A 16,441-nucleotide genomic window follows, 5' to 3' on the forward strand; every position below is an offset into this window, starting at 1 on the left:
GTGGCTGCCAGCGTCTTGCAATGAGAGGGTTGGTTATCCCGGAGGTTCCCGCTTCGTTTAGTTGCCGATCAAGCCTTGGACTTTGGCAAGGCCCTCGTGCAGCGCTGCGGTCGTGGCAGTACGAACAGTGGCATGGCCTACTTTGCGGCCCGGCTTGAACGCCTTTCCGTAATGATGCACATGGCAACCGTCGATGCCTGCCACCTGCGCCACAGGAGGCACTTCGCCGATGAAGTTCAGCATCGCGCTTTCACCTACTTTGGCAGTAGAGCCCAAAGGTAGCCCCGCGATGGCCCGCAGGTGGTTCTCGAACTGGCTGCACTCGGCACCTTCGATGGTCCAGTGCCCAGAATTATGAACACGCGGTGCGATCTCGTTGGCCTTCAGGGCGCCGTCGACTTCGAAAAACTCGAACGCAAGCACGCCTACATAGTCGAGCGTGTCCAAAACGCGCCCCAGGTAATCTTCGGCCAACGCCTGCAAGGGGTGATCGCTGCTGGCGATCGACACTTTAAGGATGCCGGCTTCATGGGTGTTGTGGGCCAGTGGGTAAAACCGCGTCTGCCCGTCTCGCGCGCGCACGGCCACCAGTGACACTTCGCCAGTAAAGGGTACGAAGCCTTCCAGCAGGCACGGCACAGCGCCCAACTCAGCGAAGGTGCCCGCCACCTCGTCAGGGTTGCGCAATACCTTCTGGCCTTTGCCGTCGTAACCCAGGGTGCGGGTTTTCAAGACGGCCGGCAGGCCTATGCGTGCCACCGCTGCGTCCAGGTCGGCCTGGGACTGGATGTCTGCGAACTCAGGCGTAGGGATACCCAATTTCAGGAACAGGCTTTTCTCGAACCAGCGGTCCCTGGCGATGCGAAGCGCTTCAGCGCTGGGGTACACCGGCACGAAACGGGACAGGAACGCGACGGTTTCGGCGGGTATGCTTTCGAACTCGAAGGTCACGACGTCTACGGAATCGGCCAAGGCGCGCAGGTGCTGCTGATCGTCATAGGCCGCTTGCACGTGCTCGCCTAAATCGGCAGCGCAGGCATCTGGCGCAGGGTCGAGAAACGCGAAACGCATACCCAGGGGCGTGCCGGCCAAGGCCAACATGCGGCCCAGCTGGCCGCCACCAATAACACCTATCTTCATCGCTTACGCCTCGCGAGGGTCTGGATTGTCCAGCACGGTCGCTGTCTGCTCGGTGCGGAAGCGCACCAGTGCGTCGTGGAACTGCGGATATTTACCGCCCAGGATGCTGGCGGCTAGCAGGGCTGCGTTAATGGCACCTGCTTTGCCGATAGCCAATGTAGCCACCGGAATGCCCGCAGGCATTTGCACGATCGACAGCAGGGAATCCACGCCAGACAACATCGACGACTGCACGGGCACGCCCAGCACTGGAAGGTGGGTTTTAGCCGCGCACATGCCGGGCAGATGCGCAGCCCCGCCGGCACCGGCGATAATCACCTCAAGGCCACGGCCTTCGGCCTCTTTGGCGTATTGGAACAGCAGATCCGGGGTGCGGTGGGCGGAAACCACCTTCACTTCATAACCGATACCGAGCTTTTCCAGCATGTCGGCGGTGTGGCTAAGGGTAGACCAATCGGACTTCGAGCCCATGATCACGCCAACCAGTGCACTCATCGTCGAGCCTCTTTATTTCAAAGCGCCTGTGGCGCGGCAGAAAACAACAAGCCACGCAGCTAGGCGGCGTGGCTTGACTTGGGTTCGCAGGCCAGATTACCCCCGGCCAAAGGCCGCGCAGTATATCCCAATGGCAGCGAAAAGGGCGTACTTGTGGCCGCTCGCCCAGCGACGCCGTTTACCCTTCATCAGCCGGGCTGCGCTTCTTCCTTCCTGTTGAAGCGCGGTGCTTACCTCCTGCGCACAGGGCGTGCCGTGGCTTGATAGCGCCCGGCACTGATGCCTTATGCAAAAGGATGGACCCATGAAACCTGTGTTGAACCTATTGTCTGCCTTCACGCTCGCCAGTGCAGCACTCGCCAGCCCCGTGGTGCTGGCGGAGCGTTTGCCGATCCGCCTGAACCTGGTAGTGCACGACGATGTGCCTCCTCCCCTTCGCCAGCAATTGCAAGCGGACTACCTGGCCCCTTGGGTCAAGGAGATGCAGACTACTTTTGGCCGCCCGGTACAGGTGTACCTGCATGAGAACATGCCTGAAATTTCCGACATCGATTACCGCGCACGCAATGATCACGACACCTTGACGACACTACGTGACCAGAACAAGGCCATCTGGGAAAACCAGGGTGATGACCGTTGGAATCATCGGCTGGACAAGACGTTATTGGTGGTCCATGGCTCAGCCATCGACCCCAACGATCAATCTGAGGTGTTGGGCATGGCTATTATCCAGGGCGATGCGGGGTGGGCCTCGCTAAAAGCGTTCTCTGCCCCTGGCCATGAGCTAGGCCACATGTTTGGCGCTACGCATGAATATGCCGAGGTGCTGTTCAATGGCTGGTTCTGCGAGACTTACACTTACCCCGGCCGGTTGAGCCTGCGCTCCAACTGTTACCGTTACAGCGATAAAAATCGCGAGGCCATACACGCGTACTTGTCAGAAGCGCCTTGAGGCTTACGGCGTTTGCGATTCCAGCTTTCGCCACAGTAAACGCACGCTGGCCTTGCGCACCAGAGAGCAGCGATACAGGCGGATCTCCAACGGCACATGCCACTGCGGGGATCCGCACGCTACCAACTCGCCTCGCCCAAGCTCTGCGGTCACGCTCAAGCGTGGCACCCAGGCCACTCCCAAGCCCTGCAACGCCATGGCCTTTAAGCTGTCGGCCATGGCGGTTTCGTACACCGTGGTATAGCGCAGCCCACGTTGACGTAACAGTGCATTGACCGAGCGCCCGAGGAAGGCGCCGGCGCCATACGACAGCAACGGCACGCTGGCATCGGCGTCCAGGTTGTAAAGCGCGCTACCGTCCGCTGCCGTCGAGCACACGGGTAGCATTTCTGTCGCCCCCAAGTGCAGCGACGGGAAAATTTCCGGGTCCATCTGCACGGTGGCGTCCGGGTCATAGAACGCCAGCATGATGTCGCACCCCCCTTCACGCAGCGCACGAATGGCATCGCCCACGTTGGTTGCCACCAGCCGTGTCGCCATGGGCAGGCCTTCGTTGCGCAAGCGCGCGATCCAGCCCGGGAAAAACCCCAGCGCCAGCGAATGCGCAGCTGCCACCTGAATCACCTCTCCAGCGCCACCCTCCAGGTGATGCAGATGGCGCATCACTTCAGCCACCTGGTCGACCACATTGCGTGCGGTGATCAGAAACAGCTGCCCGGCTTCCGTGAGTTCGATAGGTGTCTTGCCCCGGTTGACCAGTGTCAGGCCCAGTGTGGCCTCCAGGCTGCGGATGCGACGGCTGAACGCTGGCTGAGTCACGAACCGACGCTGGGCAGCTTGGGAAAAACTGCGGGTGGCCGCCAGCGCAGCGAGGTCTTCGAGCCATTTGGTTTCCAGGTTCATGCGTGGTGTTCCTCTCGCCGCATACGCTCGTTCATAAGTATTGGTCACACACTACCTTATGCCGATCATGCATAGGGCAGTGAGCAACAGCATTGGCCCGATTATCTATTCAAAGCGCAGTATGATCGCCATTCCGGCACATGCCGGGTTCACTCAGAGCTGACCGCTATCATGTCCTCCGCTGCATCTACGCGCACCGAAAAAGACCTTCTCGGCACCCTCGACGTCCCTGCAGACGCCTACTACGGCATCCAGACGCTGCGCGCTGTGAACAACTTCAGGCTGTCGGGCGTACCGTTGGCCCATTACCCAAAGCTGGTTGTAGCGTTGGCCATGGTCAAGCAGGCCGCAGCGGATGCCAACCGTGAGCTGGGGCACCTCAGTGATAGCAAGCATGCTGCGATCAGCGAAGCCTGCGCGCGGATCATTCGTGGCGACTTCCACGACCAGTTCGTGGTGGACATGATCCAAGGCGGTGCGGGCACGTCGACCAACATGAACGCCAATGAAGTGATCGCCAACATCGGCCTGGAGGCCATGGGCAAGCAGAAAGGTGACTACCACTACCTGCACCCCAACAATGATGTGAACATGGCGCAGTCCACCAACGACGCCTACCCCACTGCTATTCGGCTGGGCCTGCTGCTAGGGCACGACGCGCTGTTGGCCAGCCTCGACAGTTTGATCCAGGCATTCGCCAACAAGGGCAAGGAATTCGCCCACGTGCTGAAAATGGGCCGCACCCAATTGCAAGATGCCGTTCCCATGACCCTGGGCCAGGAATTCCAGGCATTTGCCAGCACCTTGGGCGAGGACTTGCAACGCCTGCGCAGTCTGGCGCCGGAACTGCTGACCGAGGTTAATCTGGGAGGGACCGCCATCGGCACCGGCATCAACGCAGACCCGCGTTACCAGCACCTTGCCGTGGCCCGCTTGGCAACCATCAGCGGGCAACCCTTGGTGCCTGCGGCCGATCTGATCGAAGCCACCTCAGACATGGGCGCCTTCGTGTTGTTTTCCGGCATGCTCAAACGTACCGCCGTGAAACTCTCGAAAATCTGCAATGACCTCCGCCTGCTGTCCAGCGGCCCACGCACCGGCATCAATGAAATCAACCTGCCCGCGCGCCAACCGGGCAGCTCGATCATGCCAGGCAAGGTGAACCCTGTGATCCCGGAAGCCGTGAATATGGTGGCATTCGAAATCATGGGCAATGACTTGGCGCTGACGATCGCGGCGGAAGGCGGGCAGTTGCAGCTGAACGTGATGGAGCCCCTGATCGCCTACAAGATCTTCGACTCCATTCGCATTCTGCAACGGGCCATGGACATGTTGCGTGAGCACTGCGTGGTAGGCATCACCGCCAACGAACAGCGTTGCCGTGAGTTGGTGGAGCACTCGATTGGGCTGGTAACCGCCCTGAACCCGTACATCGGTTATGAGAATGCTACCCGCATTGCGCGTACCGCCCTGGAGACCGGCCGTGGCGTGCTGGAGCTGGTACGCGAAGAGGCGCTGCTCGATGACGCCATGCTAGCCGATATCCTGCGCCCGGAGAACATGATTGCGCCGCGGTTGGTACCGCTCAAAGCCTGACCTAAGGCCCCTTATCACCAGGCTGATGGGCTAGACACCCCTCACCTTTTACGAGCCCCAAATTGGGGCTCTTTTTTTGCCCCGATGCTCGACGGTTGAGCACCGCTCGGCGGTTAGAGGCAACGTCCTAACAGGATGTGCACCATGGCTGGGCAGACGCTTGCGTCTTTCAACGGTATAGTGCGCCCTTTTTTTGCCGCGCGGACTACCGCCGCCCGGTAAGCCAACACGAGGAAACAACATGCTCGGAGTCATTAACGACTTTTTGTCCGGCAAGGTGCTGATCGTGCTGATCGTTGGGCTGGGTGGGTACTTCACGGTGCGGTCGCGGTTCGTTCAGGTCCGCCATTTTCCCCATATGTTCAGTGTGTTCGCTGCAAGCCTGCGCAGCAGCTCCAACCAGCTCAGCTCGTTTCAAGCATTGATGCTGAGCCTGGCGGGGCGAGTGGGCGCGGGCAATATTGCAGGCGTGGGCGTGGCTGTAACGCTGGGTGGGCCAGGGGCGGTGTTCTGGATGTGGGTCACGGCGCTGGTAGGCATGGCCAGCAGCTTCTTCGAGTGCTCACTGGCGCAGCTATATAAGCGCTGCGATGAAGACGGCCAATACCGAGGTGGCCCTTCCTTCTACATACAACATGGGCTGGGCAAGCGCTGGCTGGGCATGGTCATGGCGGCCTTGCTGTTGCTGACCTTTGGTGTCGCCTTCAATGGCTTGCAATCTCACGCCGTGACCACGTCTCTCAACGATGCGTTCGGCTTTGATGTGAAATACTCAGGCCTGGCCCTGGCGGCATTGATGGGCCTGGTGTTCATCGGTGGGATCAAGCGTATCGCCAAGGTGGCAGACCTGCTGGTGCCGGTGAAGACCCTGGCGTACATCGCAGTGACGGTGTACGTAATCGTGCTTCAGTTCGATCAGGTACCGTTCATGCTGGCCACCATCGTGAAAAGCGCCTTGGGCATCGATCCTGTATTCGGCGGCCTGGTGGGTAGCGCCATCGTGCTGGGCGTGAAGCGTGGGGTTTTCGCCAACGAAGCGGGCCTGGGCAGCGCGCCCAACGTGGCGGCCGTGGCTGAAGTGCAGCACCCCGTTGCCCAAGGCGTGGTGCAGGCGTTCAGCGTGTTCCTCGACACCTTCGTGATCTGCACCTGCACCGCGCTGTTGATCCTGTTGTCGGGGGTTTATGGCACCGACTTCAATGGCAACGGCATCGTGCTTGCCCAGGATTCCCTGGCCGCGGTGGTAGGGCCATGGGGCCGGATATTTATCAGCGTGGCGTTGGCGTTGTTTGTCTTCACCTCCATGCTCTACAACTATTACCTGGGTGAAAACAACCTGCGCTTCTTGGGCGGTGGCAAAAAAACTATAATCGCCTACCGGGTGGTGGTACTGGGGCTGGTGGTATGGGGCGCGGTTGAAAACCTTGAAACCGTGTTTGCATTTGCTGACCTCACCATGACCTTGCTGGCCCTGGTCAATCTGACGGCCCTGTTCCTGTTGTTCAAGATTGGCCTGCGCCTGCTGCGCGATTACGATGCGCAACGAACCGCTGGCGTAAAAACCCCCGTATTCAAGCCTGAAGACTACGCAGACCTGGACCTGGACCCCAAGGCCTGGCCCGTCAGCCCCCCGCCTACCTCGCCTGACCGGAGCCGCCCATGATCGTTGCCCAGCCTGCTCGCCATATTCGTGTGCTCTATACAGGCGGAACCATCGGCATGCAGGCTACGGCCAATGGGCTGGCGCCTGCTGGCGGTTTCGAGCAGCGCATGCGTGAGCAGCTGGAGGCCTCTGGCCTGGCGACCGCCGCCTGGTCGTTCGAAGAGATGCAGCCGCTGATCGACAGTGCCAACATGTCGCCGCTGTACTGGCAGCAACTGCGCCACGCCATCACCCATGCGGTGGATATCGACGGCAGTGACGCGGTACTGGTGCTCCATGGCACCGATACCCTGGCCTACAGCGCGGCAGCACTGAGCTTCCAACTGCTGGGCTTGCCGGCACCGGTGGTGTTCACCGGCTCCATGTTGCCGGCCGGCGTTGCCCACAGTGATGCCTGGGAAAACCTCGAAGGTGCGATGAGCGCGCTTACTACAGGGCTGGCGCCCGGCGTATGGCTGCACTTTCATGGGCAGATGATGCTGCCCACCCGCTGCGCCAAGGTACGTAGCAGTGGGCGCAACGCATTTGCGCCCTTGCAGCGCGCCCTGTCACCTGCCAGCGCGGCGACACTGCCGGTGCAGTTGCATTACCAACAACCCAAGGCAATTGCTCAAGTGGCAGCCCTGCCGCTGGTACCGGGCTTCGATCCGGCGTGGTTAAGTGCATGGGTCACTGCAGGCGTCCAAGGCATTGTGCTGGAGTGTTACGGCAGCGGTACCGGCCCAAGCGATAACCCAGCGTTTATCCACGCGATACGTGAGGCCAGCGCCCACGGCGTGGCCATGGTGGCTGTTACTCAGTGCCAGCAGGGTGGCGTGGAGCTAGGCGTATACGAAGCAGGAAGCCGCTTACTGGACGCCGGGGTGGTGGCGGGCGCAGGCATGACACGCGAGGCGGCCTTGGGCAAACTCCATGGCTTGCTCGGCACTGGCCTGAGCCCAAATGAGGTAGCCCGGCTGCTGGCCTTGGACCTGTGCGGCGAATTGACCGGGTCGCGCTGACCGGGCGCGTTGACCGGGGTGCGCGCGTAAGCCACTTTCTTGATGCGGCTGGCGATCTAGCCTACTGGTTGTAAATGAGCATTTCGAGCCCGTTTCTAAAGCAGCGCCACAGAGCGTAGCCGCGTACGTACAGAGCCTAGGGAAAGCGCTAACCGGCGGCGTAGTTACACCTGCCAAGCCATGCGCAGCTTCCTGATAGCCGTAGAGATGTGGGGCTCACTGACCCCCGCAAAGCCCAGCACCAAGCCTGCACGGTTATCCACAGGCTCGGTGCTGCTTTCCAGCCAGTAACGGCTCAGTGGCTGAACATCCACACCTGCCTGGGCCGCCAACGCTACCAGTTCAGCTTCTCGGGCAGCGCTGTGGACCTGAACCTTCACATGTAACCCTGCGCTGATAGGCGGCATCGGCGAACACCCCGGTATTGCTGAGGGCCATAGGGACAGCAACGTGTTGCGGCGGCTAAGGGCGGCTTTTCGCATCCGACGCACGTGTCGCTGAAAATGCCCCTGCGCCATGAACTGGGCCATTACGCTTTGACTGGCGGTTTCAGAGTGACGCATGTCCACTGCCTGACGCTGAGCAAAGGCCTGCGCCAGAGGCCGGGGCAGTACCAGATAACCTAGCCGCAGCGCTGGGAACGCGACCTTGCCGAAGGTGCCGATATAGATGACACGCTCGCCACCGTCGAGGGCCGCCAGGGGTGCCAGCGGCACTCCGTCGTAGCGGTATTCGCCGTCATAGTCATCTTCTAGTATCCAGGCGCCTGTGCGCTGAGCCCACTCGATCAACCTAAGGCGCCTCACCAGGCTAAGGGTTACCCCGGTAGGGTATTGGTGAGCCGGGGTGACATACACCATACGGCACGCCTGCAAGCCAATCACCTCATCGCACCGCAGGCCGTCTGCATCCACGCCAATACCCTGCAGGCGCGCCCCCGTACTGGTCAGTGCATCACCTGCGGCGCGGTAGCCTGGGTCTTCCATTGCAACGCAATCCCCAGCCTGCAACAGCAACTGTGCACAAAGGCTAATGCCCTGCTGCGCACCACAGGTGATTACAATCTGATCAGTGGTGCAATGGAGCCCTCTTGAGCTGCGCAAATACGCCGCGATCATTTCACGCAAAGGCGCATGCCCTGCAGGGTCTTGATACCCAAACGCGGTCATGTCTGGGTGGCGCCAGAAAGCACTGTAAAGCTTGCTCCAGACCTCAAATGGAAAGAGGTCAAAGGCAGGAATGCCTACGTTGAACGCACGCGGGGGGTGCTTCGTGGTAGTGGTTATGCCAGAGGTCAATGCGCGCTGAAATGCAGGTGTATAACCTGCATTGCTAGTCATCTTTATAGCCTCGCCTGGGGATAAGGCTGTGGATAAGAACCCCTCAAATCCTGTGGATAAACCTGTGGACGGTGTTGTCACAGGTGAAGATTCGGGAGGCGATAGCAGCGTAGCTGCGACGTAGGTACCGTCCCCTACGCGGGTCTGGATAAACCCTTCGGCAAGGAGTTGATCATAGGCACCGATTACGGTATTGCGCGACACCTTGAGCACCTGTGCCAAGTGTCGGCTGGCAGGCAAGCGAACCCCTGGGTGTAATCGACCCTCCAGTATTCGTTCACGTAACTGCTGGTAAAGCTGACGGACCAAGCCCGAGTCGCCGTCCAAGCGAATACCCGAGGGGTCGAATGGCATGGCGAGCATCAAAATTGGCCCCTTTTATTGAACATAAAGTGGACCTTACAACGGACCAATGCGATTCGTAGCATAGCGCTATTAACCGAGGCCCTGCTATGCACTAAGCGCACTAATGCATAGCAAAATTGAACGCGATGGGCACCCAGACAAGGACCACCTATGAACAGCATTCAGCTGACACACCCTCAATCGGGTGATTATGAGCCTTGGTACAGGCTGTGGCGGGCCTACCAAGGCTTCTATAACGTAGACCTGCCAAGGGTTGTGAGCGACACCACCTGGCAGCGCATACTGGACCCCGCGGAGCCTATTCACGCGGCACTGGCCTGGAAGGACGGGCAGGCCGTTGGCTTGGTGCATTGGATCTTTCACCGTTCGTGTTGGACGGTAGAGAACTCTTGCTACCTTCAGGATCTAATCGTCGGCGAGCCTCATCGCGGCTGCGGTATCGGGCAGCAGTTGATAGAGCACGTTTATGCCCAGGCCGGGGGCACAGGCTGTACCAAGGTTCACTGGCTTACCCACGACACTAACGCCACAGCCATCGCGTTGTATGAACGCATCGCCGAGCGGCCAGGCTTTATCCAATTTCGCAAACCCCTTTAGGAGCCGTCATGGTCAGTCCCGCAACAGTATGGAAACCGGTAAAGGCCCCCGTCGCCGAGACCACCGAAGGGGCTTATATCCGCCTGGAGAAACTCGTACCGGCCCGTCACAGTGAAGACCTGTGGCAGGTGCTGGTAGGGCCAGGCGCCGACCCGTTGTTTTGGGATTTCCTGCCTTACGGCCCGTTCACTGACCGCGAGCTTTTCGATATCTGGCTTGACGGTTATGCCATCAGCAACGACCCGCTAGGGTTCTGCGTGGTAGACAAGGCAACAGGCAAGGCCGAAGGCGTGCTGAGCCTGATGTCTATCGTTCCTGCACACGGGCGCATCGAAATCGGCCACGTAGCGTTTGGAGCAACCATGCAGCGCTCGCCCAAAGGCACCGAAGCGATTTACCTGTTGGCCAGCCAGGTGTTCGCGGCGGGTTACCGTCGCGTGGAATGGAAGTGCGACAACCGCAACGAGCGCTCTCGACGTGCGGCTGCCCGTTTTGGCTTCACGCCTGAAGGCGTATTCCGCCAGCACATGATGGTCAAAAACCACAACCGTGATACGGCCTGGTTCTCGATGCTGGACTCGCAGTGGCCGCCCATCAAAGAGGCGTTCGAGGCCTGGCTGGCCCCTGAAAATTTCAAGGACGGCAAGCAGGTCAAGACGCTGGAGCAGCTGCGCGACATGGCCTGAAGACGACCGGTTTCAACGCCGATGTAAGGCCGGTCGCAAGCAAGCTTTGCTGCTACAGAGCCTGAAGACGCCCTTAACGTAGCAGCCCGGCTTGCCGGCGACCGGTTTCAACGCCGATGTAGAGAGCAGTGACCTCAGCCTTCGATCTCGATCAGCACTTCGCCCGGGGTCACGCGGTCGCTCTTGGCCACATGGATGGTACGCACGGTGCCGGTAATAGGGGCCTGAATCTCAGTCTCCATCTTCATGGCCTCAGTAATCATCACGGCTTGCCCAGCCTTGACGGCATCACCTTCCTTGACCAATACCTCCACGATATTGCCAGGCATGGTGGTGCTCACGTCACCCGGTGCGCTGGCTTGCTTGCGCTTGCCTACACTGCCGCCCACAAATTCATTCAGCGGCTCGAAGACTACCTCCTCGGGCATGCCATCGATGCTCAAATAGAAGTGACGCTTGCCCTCGGCTTTTACGCCCACCCCGGTAATGTCCACTCGATAGGTTTCGCCATGCACATCGATCACAAACTCCGTGGGTACACCTTCGCCCTTCGCTGATGCCATTGCCCCGGCCTCGGGTATTGGTAACAAAGGTTCAGGCTTGAGGGTGCCGGCGTTGCGCTCTTCGAGGTATTTACGGCCTATGTCCGGGAACATAGCGTAGGTCAGTACATCCTCTTCGCTGCGGGCCAGCTCGCCGATGTCTTTGCGCAGCTTGGCCATTTCAGGTTTAAGCAGGTCGGCCGGGCGTACGTCTATTACGTCTTCGCTACCGATGGCTTGCCTGCGCAGTTTTTCGCTGACGCTCCCCGGCGCCTTGCCGTAACCGCCCTGAAGGTACAACTTCACCTCGTTGGTAATGGTCTTGTAACGCTCGCCGGCAAGCACGTTGAAAAAAGCCTGAGTACCAACAATCTGCGACGTTGGAGTCACCAGCGGCGGATAACCCAGGTCTTCACGCACGCGTGGAATTTCGGCCAACACCTCGCCCATGCGATTAAGTGCGCCCTGCTCTTTGAGTTGGTTGGCCAAGTTGGAAATCATGCCCCCTGGCACCTGGTTCACTTGCACCCGGGTATCCACGGCGGTGAATTCGCTTTCAAACTGGTGATACTTCTTGCGAACCGCATAGAAGTACAAGCCGATCTCCTGCAGTAACTGCAAATCTAGCCCAGTGTCGTATTCACTGCCCTTCAGCGCCGCCACCATGGATTCAGTACCCGGGTGGCTAGTGCCCCACGCCAAGCTGGAAATCGCAGTGTCGATATGATCAACGCCATTCTCCACCGCCTTGAGCTGACACATGGCCGCCAGGCCCGACGTGTCGTGGGAATGAATGAACACCGGCACGCTCAGTTCCGCCTTGAGTGCCCGAACCAGTTCACCCGTGGCAAAGGGGGTGAGCAGCCCTGCCATATCTTTGATAGCGATTGAGTCACAGCCCATGGCCTGCATCTGCTGCGCTTGCTCAACGAACGCCTGCACGGTATGCACAGGGCTTGTGGTGTAGGCGATGGTGCCTTGGGCATGCTTGCCTGCGGCCTTAACCGCTTCGATCGCCACCTGCAGGTTACGAATATCGTTCATGGCATCGAAGATACGAAACACATCAATACCGTTCACCGCTGCCCGCTCGACGAACGCCCGCACTACGTCATCGCTGTAGTGACGGTAGCCAAGCAGGTTCTGGCCACGCAGCAGCATTTGCAGGCGGGTGTTTGGCAACGCCTCGCGTAGCTGACGCAAACGCTCCCACGGGTCCTCCTTGAGGAAGCGTACACAGGCATCAAACGTGGCACCGCCCCACACCTCCAGCGACCAATAGCCGACGTTGTCCAGCTTGTCGCAGATCGGCAGCATGTCTTCCGTGCGCATGCGCGTGGCCAGCAGGGATTGGTGGGCATCGCGCAGGACGGTATCGGTCACAAAGATTTTCTTGGGCATTCTTATCTCCCTATGGCTTGAGGCTTGAGGCGCTGATGCACGTTGAGGCCTGCTCGCCTTTATATGCGCTGTCAACGCCCAACCTGTCGCGGTATTTAAAGGCCGGCGTGGGCGGCAATGGCGGCGGCGATGGCAAGTGCCAGTTCTTCAGGCTTGCGCTTGATCGAGTACTGGGTCAGTTCCGGGTGGCTCTCAACGAAACTGGTATTGAACTCCCCATTACGAAATTCAGCATTGCGCAGGATTTCCTGGTAATACGCCGCGGTGGTTTTGACCCCTTGCACCCGCATGTCATCAAGGGCGCGCAGGCCACGCGCCAGGGCCTCTTCCCACGTTAACGCCCAAACCACCAACTTCAGGCACATCGAGTCGTAGAACGGCGGAATGGTATAGCCGGTGTAGATCGCAGTATCGGTGCGTACCCCGGGGCCGCCTGGTGCGTAGTAGCGGGTGATCTTGCCAAAGCTGGGCAAGAAGTTGTTCTTCGGGTCTTCGGCATTGATACGAAACTGCAGCGCAAAGCCCCGGTGCTGAATGTCTTCCTGCTTTACAGAAAGCGGCAAGCCCGAGGCGATACGGATCTGCTCGCGGACAATATCCAACCCGGTGATTTCTTCGGTGATGGTGTGCTCCACCTGCACCCGGGTGTTCATTTCCATGAAGTACACCTCGCCCTCGGCAAGCAGAAACTCCACGGTCCCGGCATTCTCATACTTCACCGCGCTGGCCGCGCGTACCGCTAAGTCACCAATGTAGGCACGCTGCTCTGGCGTCAGTTGAGGGCTGGGCGCAATCTCGATGAGCTTCTGGTTGCGCCGCTGGATGGAGCAGTCTCGCTCAAACAGGTGCACCACGTTGCCCTGACTGTCACCCAGAATCTGGGCTTCGATGTGCTTAGGGTTGACGATGCACTTCTCCAAGAACACTTCAGCCGAGCCAAAAGCCTTGGTGGCCTCGGAAATCACCCTTGGAAAGGCTTGTTCGAGTTCATCGCGGGAGTTACATCGCCTGATACCGCGCCCGCCGCCCCCTGACGTTGCCTTTAGCATGACGGGGTAGCCAATGCGCTGGCCTTCGCGCAAGGCTTCGGCCAGGTCGGCAACGTTGCCTTCGGTGCCGGGCGTAACCGGCACGCCGGCAGCGATCATGGTGCGCCGTGCTTCGGTCTTGTCGCCCATGCGGCGGATGACATCCGCCGAAGGGCCAATGAATTTGATGCCCCGCTGAGCGCAAATCTCTGCCAATTCGGCATTTTCCGAGAGAAAGCCATACCCAGGGTGCAAGCCGTCACACCCGGTTTCGACCGCCAGGTTGACCAACTTGCGAGGATTCAAATAACCCGCGAGGGGGTCGGCGCCAAGGTTATGGGCTTCATCCGCCCGCTTGACGTGTAGTGCGTGACGGTCAGCGTCGGCGTAAACCGCTACTGAGCGAATACCCATTTCTGCACAGGCCCGCACGATACGAACCGCGATTTCACCCCGATTGGCAATGAGGATCTTTTTTATCATGTGGTATTCCCTCGTCCATTAGGTACGCAATGCCTCACGACTCAAGCAGGCACCACTACACCCTAACGGTGGGGATCGATAAATAATAATCAGAGTTTATTGGGCTACCCATTAGTAAAACCTTATAGTTACGACTTTTGGGCGTGGATGCTGCGATGCGTAAATCACTGATGCGCCTTACGCTCCGTCAGCTAAGGGTCTTCAACGAAGTCTGCGACCTTCGGTCTTTTAGCCGAGCGGCGGAGGAAATGGCGCTCACACAGCCTGCGGTCAGCCTGCAAATCAGGCAACTTGAAGAATTGGTAGGGCAACCGTTGTTTGAATACGTTGGGAAAAAGCTGTACCTGACCGAAGCCGCGCTAGCCCTTCAAGCCACGAGCCGGGATATCTTCGGGTGCCTTGAGCGATTCGATATGCAACTGTCGGACTTACAAGGCTCACTGCAGGGGCAGTTAACGCTCGCAGTGGAATCAAGCGCCAAGTACTTTTTGCCCCATCTGTTTGCAGCCTTCCGAAAAAACCACCCGGACATTAACCTGGTGCTGAGCGTGGTCAACCGTGCTCAAGCCCTGCGGCGGCTGGCAGACAACCGTGATGACCTGCTAATCATGTCGCTGGTGCCTCAAGACATGAACCTCGAATTTCTCCCCTTCCTCACTAACGACATCATCGCCGTGGCTCCGCCACACCACGTGCTGTGTCAAGCCGAGGCGCTTGAGCTGCAGGCGTTGGAAGCATGGCCGCTGTTAATACGTGAGCCGGGGTCAGGCACGCGTATGGCCTGCGATGCCTTTTTAAAAGAAAAACGCATGCATTTTGCTCAGACCCTGGAGGTGGGATCAGCCGAAGCTCAGCGTGAAGCCGTGGTCGCAGGCCTTGGCTTGGCATTGCTAAGCCGCCACAGCATCGTAGGCGAGCTGCGCAGTGGAGTACTTCGCGAGCTGCCGGTCGTGGAGTTGCCGTTGCGCAGAAGCTGGTGCCTGGTGCGGGCGAAGACCAGACGGCCTTCTCCCGTGGCGGAGGCCTTCCTACGGTTTGTCCGAGAAGAGCGGGCCCAGATCAGTGCCCTGGCTGAACACTTTGCTCGCGTTCCATAGCCCCTGCATACCAGGCATGCAGTTCGGGGAAGTCGACGGTTTCAGCCAGCAGCCTGCGCGCATCAGTGCGGCTCTCAATCGCGCGGCGAAAGGTCATGCGCCGCGAATCTTCTTCCTGGCGACGGGTCTTGGTGCTGCCCAGGCTTTCATAGGAACGCGCCATTTTGCTTCTCCTAGTAGGCTTGCGAGAGCTAAAGGATGGCTAAAGGCGGTTACGCTTTAAGGGCAACTCCATGACAGGCACGTGACGCACTAGCGTGTAACTGAGTGGTTATTCTTCAAAATGCCTGATGGATTTTGGGGATAACCGAAGGCCGCGCAAACTGCGCTTTACGCTCTTCAAGTGGTTGACCAGGGTCGGGCCTCGGGCCATGGCGACACCCATGGCCAATACATCGATAACGACCAGGTGGGCGATGCGAGACGTAAGCGGCGTATAGATTTCGGTGTCTTCGTGTACATCGATTGCCAGGTTTACCGTGGACAGCTCGGCCAAGGGTGTTTGGCTGGGGCATAGCGTAATGAGCGAGGCGCCACTGTCGCGTACCAGGTTTGCACTGTTCAACAAGTCCTTCGAACGGCCTGTTTGAGAGATACACACGGCAACATCGCCTGGCTTCAAGGTGACGGCGGACATAGCCTGCATGTGGGGGTCCGAGTACGCCGCGGCAGTGAGCAGCAGGCGAAAAAACTTGTGCTGTGCATCGGCCGCTACCGCACCAGAAGCGCCGAACCCGTAGAACTCTACCCGGTGGGCGTGCGCCATGGCCGTAATCGCGCGTTGCAGCGCCTCGGCATCCAGGCGCTCCCGTACTTCCATCAAGGTATGCAACGTAGTGTCGAAAATTTTCAGGCTGAAGTCTGCGACCGAATCATCTTCATGGATCGCGAACTGGCCGAAGCTGGCGCCGGCCGCCAGGCTTTGAGCAAGCCTGAGCTTTAAGTCCTGGAACCCGGTACATCCGATGGCACGGCAAAACCGCACGATAGTAGGCTCGCTGATACCTACATTGTGGGCTAGGTCGGCCATGGAGCTATGCATCACCGCCGCGGGATCAAGTAATACATGGTCGGCTACCTTCAGCTCCGACTTGCGTAGCAGATGGCGGGATTGGGCAATGTGTTGCAAAAGGTTCAAAGGGCAAGACTCA

Annotated in this window: 15 protein-coding genes; 7 read left to right on the forward strand and 8 right to left on the reverse strand. The window is 59.2% G+C overall.

Going from position 1 to position 16,441, the window contains the following annotated elements; genetic code table 11:
• Window positions 1-57: 57 nt before the first annotated feature.
• Both AC4LE2_RS20870 and purE read right to left on the reverse strand, forming a co-directional pair.
• Window positions 58-1,140, reverse strand: a complete 1,083-nt coding sequence (locus AC4LE2_RS20870) for a 5-(carboxyamino)imidazole ribonucleotide synthase (protein ID WP_491827960.1) — start codon at window positions 1,138-1,140, stop codon at window positions 58-60.
• Between the two features lie 3 nt (window positions 1,141-1,143).
• Complete coding sequence (purE, locus tag AC4LE2_RS20875) at window positions 1,144-1,635, reverse strand: 5-(carboxyamino)imidazole ribonucleotide mutase (protein ID WP_491827961.1); 492 nt, start codon at window positions 1,633-1,635, stop codon at window positions 1,144-1,146.
• A 304-nt stretch (window positions 1,636-1,939) separates the two neighbouring features.
• On the opposite strand from purE, the gene AC4LE2_RS20880 reads away from it, so the two are divergent.
• Window positions 1,940-2,587 (forward strand): zinc metalloprotease, encoded by a 648-nt coding sequence (locus AC4LE2_RS20880; RefSeq protein WP_491827962.1) that lies wholly within the window; start codon window positions 1,940-1,942, stop codon window positions 2,585-2,587.
• Between the two features lie 3 nt (window positions 2,588-2,590).
• On the opposite strand, the gene AC4LE2_RS20885 is transcribed toward AC4LE2_RS20880, so the two are convergent.
• A complete protein-coding gene (locus AC4LE2_RS20885; RefSeq protein WP_491827963.1) occupies window positions 2,591-3,490 on the reverse strand; it encodes a LysR substrate-binding domain-containing protein in 900 nt (299 codons plus the stop codon).
• 171 nt (window positions 3,491-3,661) lie between these two features.
• On the opposite strand from AC4LE2_RS20885, the gene aspA reads away from it, so the two are divergent.
• From aspA to AC4LE2_RS20900, 3 genes are all read left to right on the forward strand, one after another.
• Entirely contained in the window at window positions 3,662-5,086 is a 1,425-nt protein-coding gene (aspA, locus tag AC4LE2_RS20890) for an aspartate ammonia-lyase (RefSeq protein ID WP_491827964.1), read from the forward strand.
• Between the two features lie 241 nt (window positions 5,087-5,327).
• A complete protein-coding gene (locus AC4LE2_RS20895) occupies window positions 5,328-6,749 on the forward strand; it encodes an alanine/glycine:cation symporter family protein (protein ID WP_491827965.1) in 1,422 nt (473 codons plus the stop codon).
• Complete coding sequence (locus AC4LE2_RS20900) at window positions 6,746-7,750, forward strand: asparaginase (RefSeq protein ID WP_491827966.1); 1,005 nt, start codon at window positions 6,746-6,748, stop codon at window positions 7,748-7,750. Before AC4LE2_RS20895 ends, AC4LE2_RS20900 begins: the two co-directional genes overlap by 4 nt.
• A 164-nt stretch (window positions 7,751-7,914) precedes the next feature.
• On the opposite strand, the gene pdxR is transcribed toward AC4LE2_RS20900, so the two are convergent.
• Window positions 7,915-9,453 (reverse strand): MocR-like pyridoxine biosynthesis transcription factor PdxR, encoded by a 1,539-nt coding sequence (gene pdxR / locus AC4LE2_RS20905; RefSeq protein ID WP_491827967.1) that lies wholly within the window; start codon window positions 9,451-9,453, stop codon window positions 7,915-7,917.
• Window positions 9,454-9,606: 153 nt separating this feature from the next.
• On the opposite strand from pdxR, the gene AC4LE2_RS20910 reads away from it, so the two are divergent.
• Both AC4LE2_RS20910 and AC4LE2_RS20915 read left to right on the forward strand, forming a co-directional pair.
• Window positions 9,607-10,053 carry a GNAT family N-acetyltransferase gene (locus tag AC4LE2_RS20910; RefSeq protein WP_491827968.1) on the forward strand — a complete coding sequence of 149 codons (447 nt, stop codon included), beginning with the start codon at window positions 9,607-9,609 and terminating at the stop codon, window positions 10,051-10,053.
• Between the two features lie 8 nt (window positions 10,054-10,061).
• On the forward strand, window positions 10,062-10,739 hold the full coding sequence (locus AC4LE2_RS20915; protein WP_491827969.1) for a GNAT family N-acetyltransferase: 678 nt from the start codon (window positions 10,062-10,064) through the stop codon (window positions 10,737-10,739).
• A gap of 134 nt (window positions 10,740-10,873) precedes the next feature.
• Here AC4LE2_RS20915 and oadA read toward each other — a convergent pair whose 3' ends face one another.
• Together oadA and AC4LE2_RS20925 are read right to left on the reverse strand one after the other, a co-directional pair.
• On the reverse strand, window positions 10,874-12,682 hold the full coding sequence (gene oadA / locus AC4LE2_RS20920; protein ID WP_491827970.1) for a sodium-extruding oxaloacetate decarboxylase subunit alpha: 1,809 nt from the start codon (window positions 12,680-12,682) through the stop codon (window positions 10,874-10,876).
• Window positions 12,683-12,777: 95 nt separating this feature from the next.
• Entirely contained in the window at window positions 12,778-14,193 is a 1,416-nt protein-coding gene (locus tag AC4LE2_RS20925; RefSeq protein ID WP_491827971.1) for an acetyl-CoA carboxylase biotin carboxylase subunit, read from the reverse strand.
• A 155-nt stretch (window positions 14,194-14,348) separates the two neighbouring features.
• Here AC4LE2_RS20925 and AC4LE2_RS20930 point away from each other — a divergent pair, with 155 nt between their 5' ends.
• Complete coding sequence (locus tag AC4LE2_RS20930; RefSeq protein ID WP_491827972.1) at window positions 14,349-15,290, forward strand: LysR family transcriptional regulator; 942 nt, start codon at window positions 14,349-14,351, stop codon at window positions 15,288-15,290.
• Here AC4LE2_RS20930 and AC4LE2_RS20935 read toward each other — a convergent pair.
• Together AC4LE2_RS20935 and hexR are read right to left on the reverse strand one after the other, a co-directional pair.
• The gene (locus AC4LE2_RS20935) at window positions 15,253-15,453 is read right to left on the reverse strand and encodes a PA3496 family putative envelope integrity protein (RefSeq protein ID WP_491827973.1); all 201 of its coding nucleotides are present in this window, start codon (window positions 15,451-15,453) and stop codon (window positions 15,253-15,255) included. The two genes, AC4LE2_RS20930 and AC4LE2_RS20935, sit on opposite strands and share 38 nt — an antisense overlap.
• Before the next feature lie 108 nt (window positions 15,454-15,561).
• Complete coding sequence (gene hexR, locus AC4LE2_RS20940; protein ID WP_491827974.1) at window positions 15,562-16,428, reverse strand: transcriptional regulator HexR; 867 nt, start codon at window positions 16,426-16,428, stop codon at window positions 15,562-15,564.
• Between the last annotated feature and the right edge of the window lie 13 nt (window positions 16,429-16,441).

Source organism: Pseudomonas sp. 9.3L, assembly GCF_058536285.1.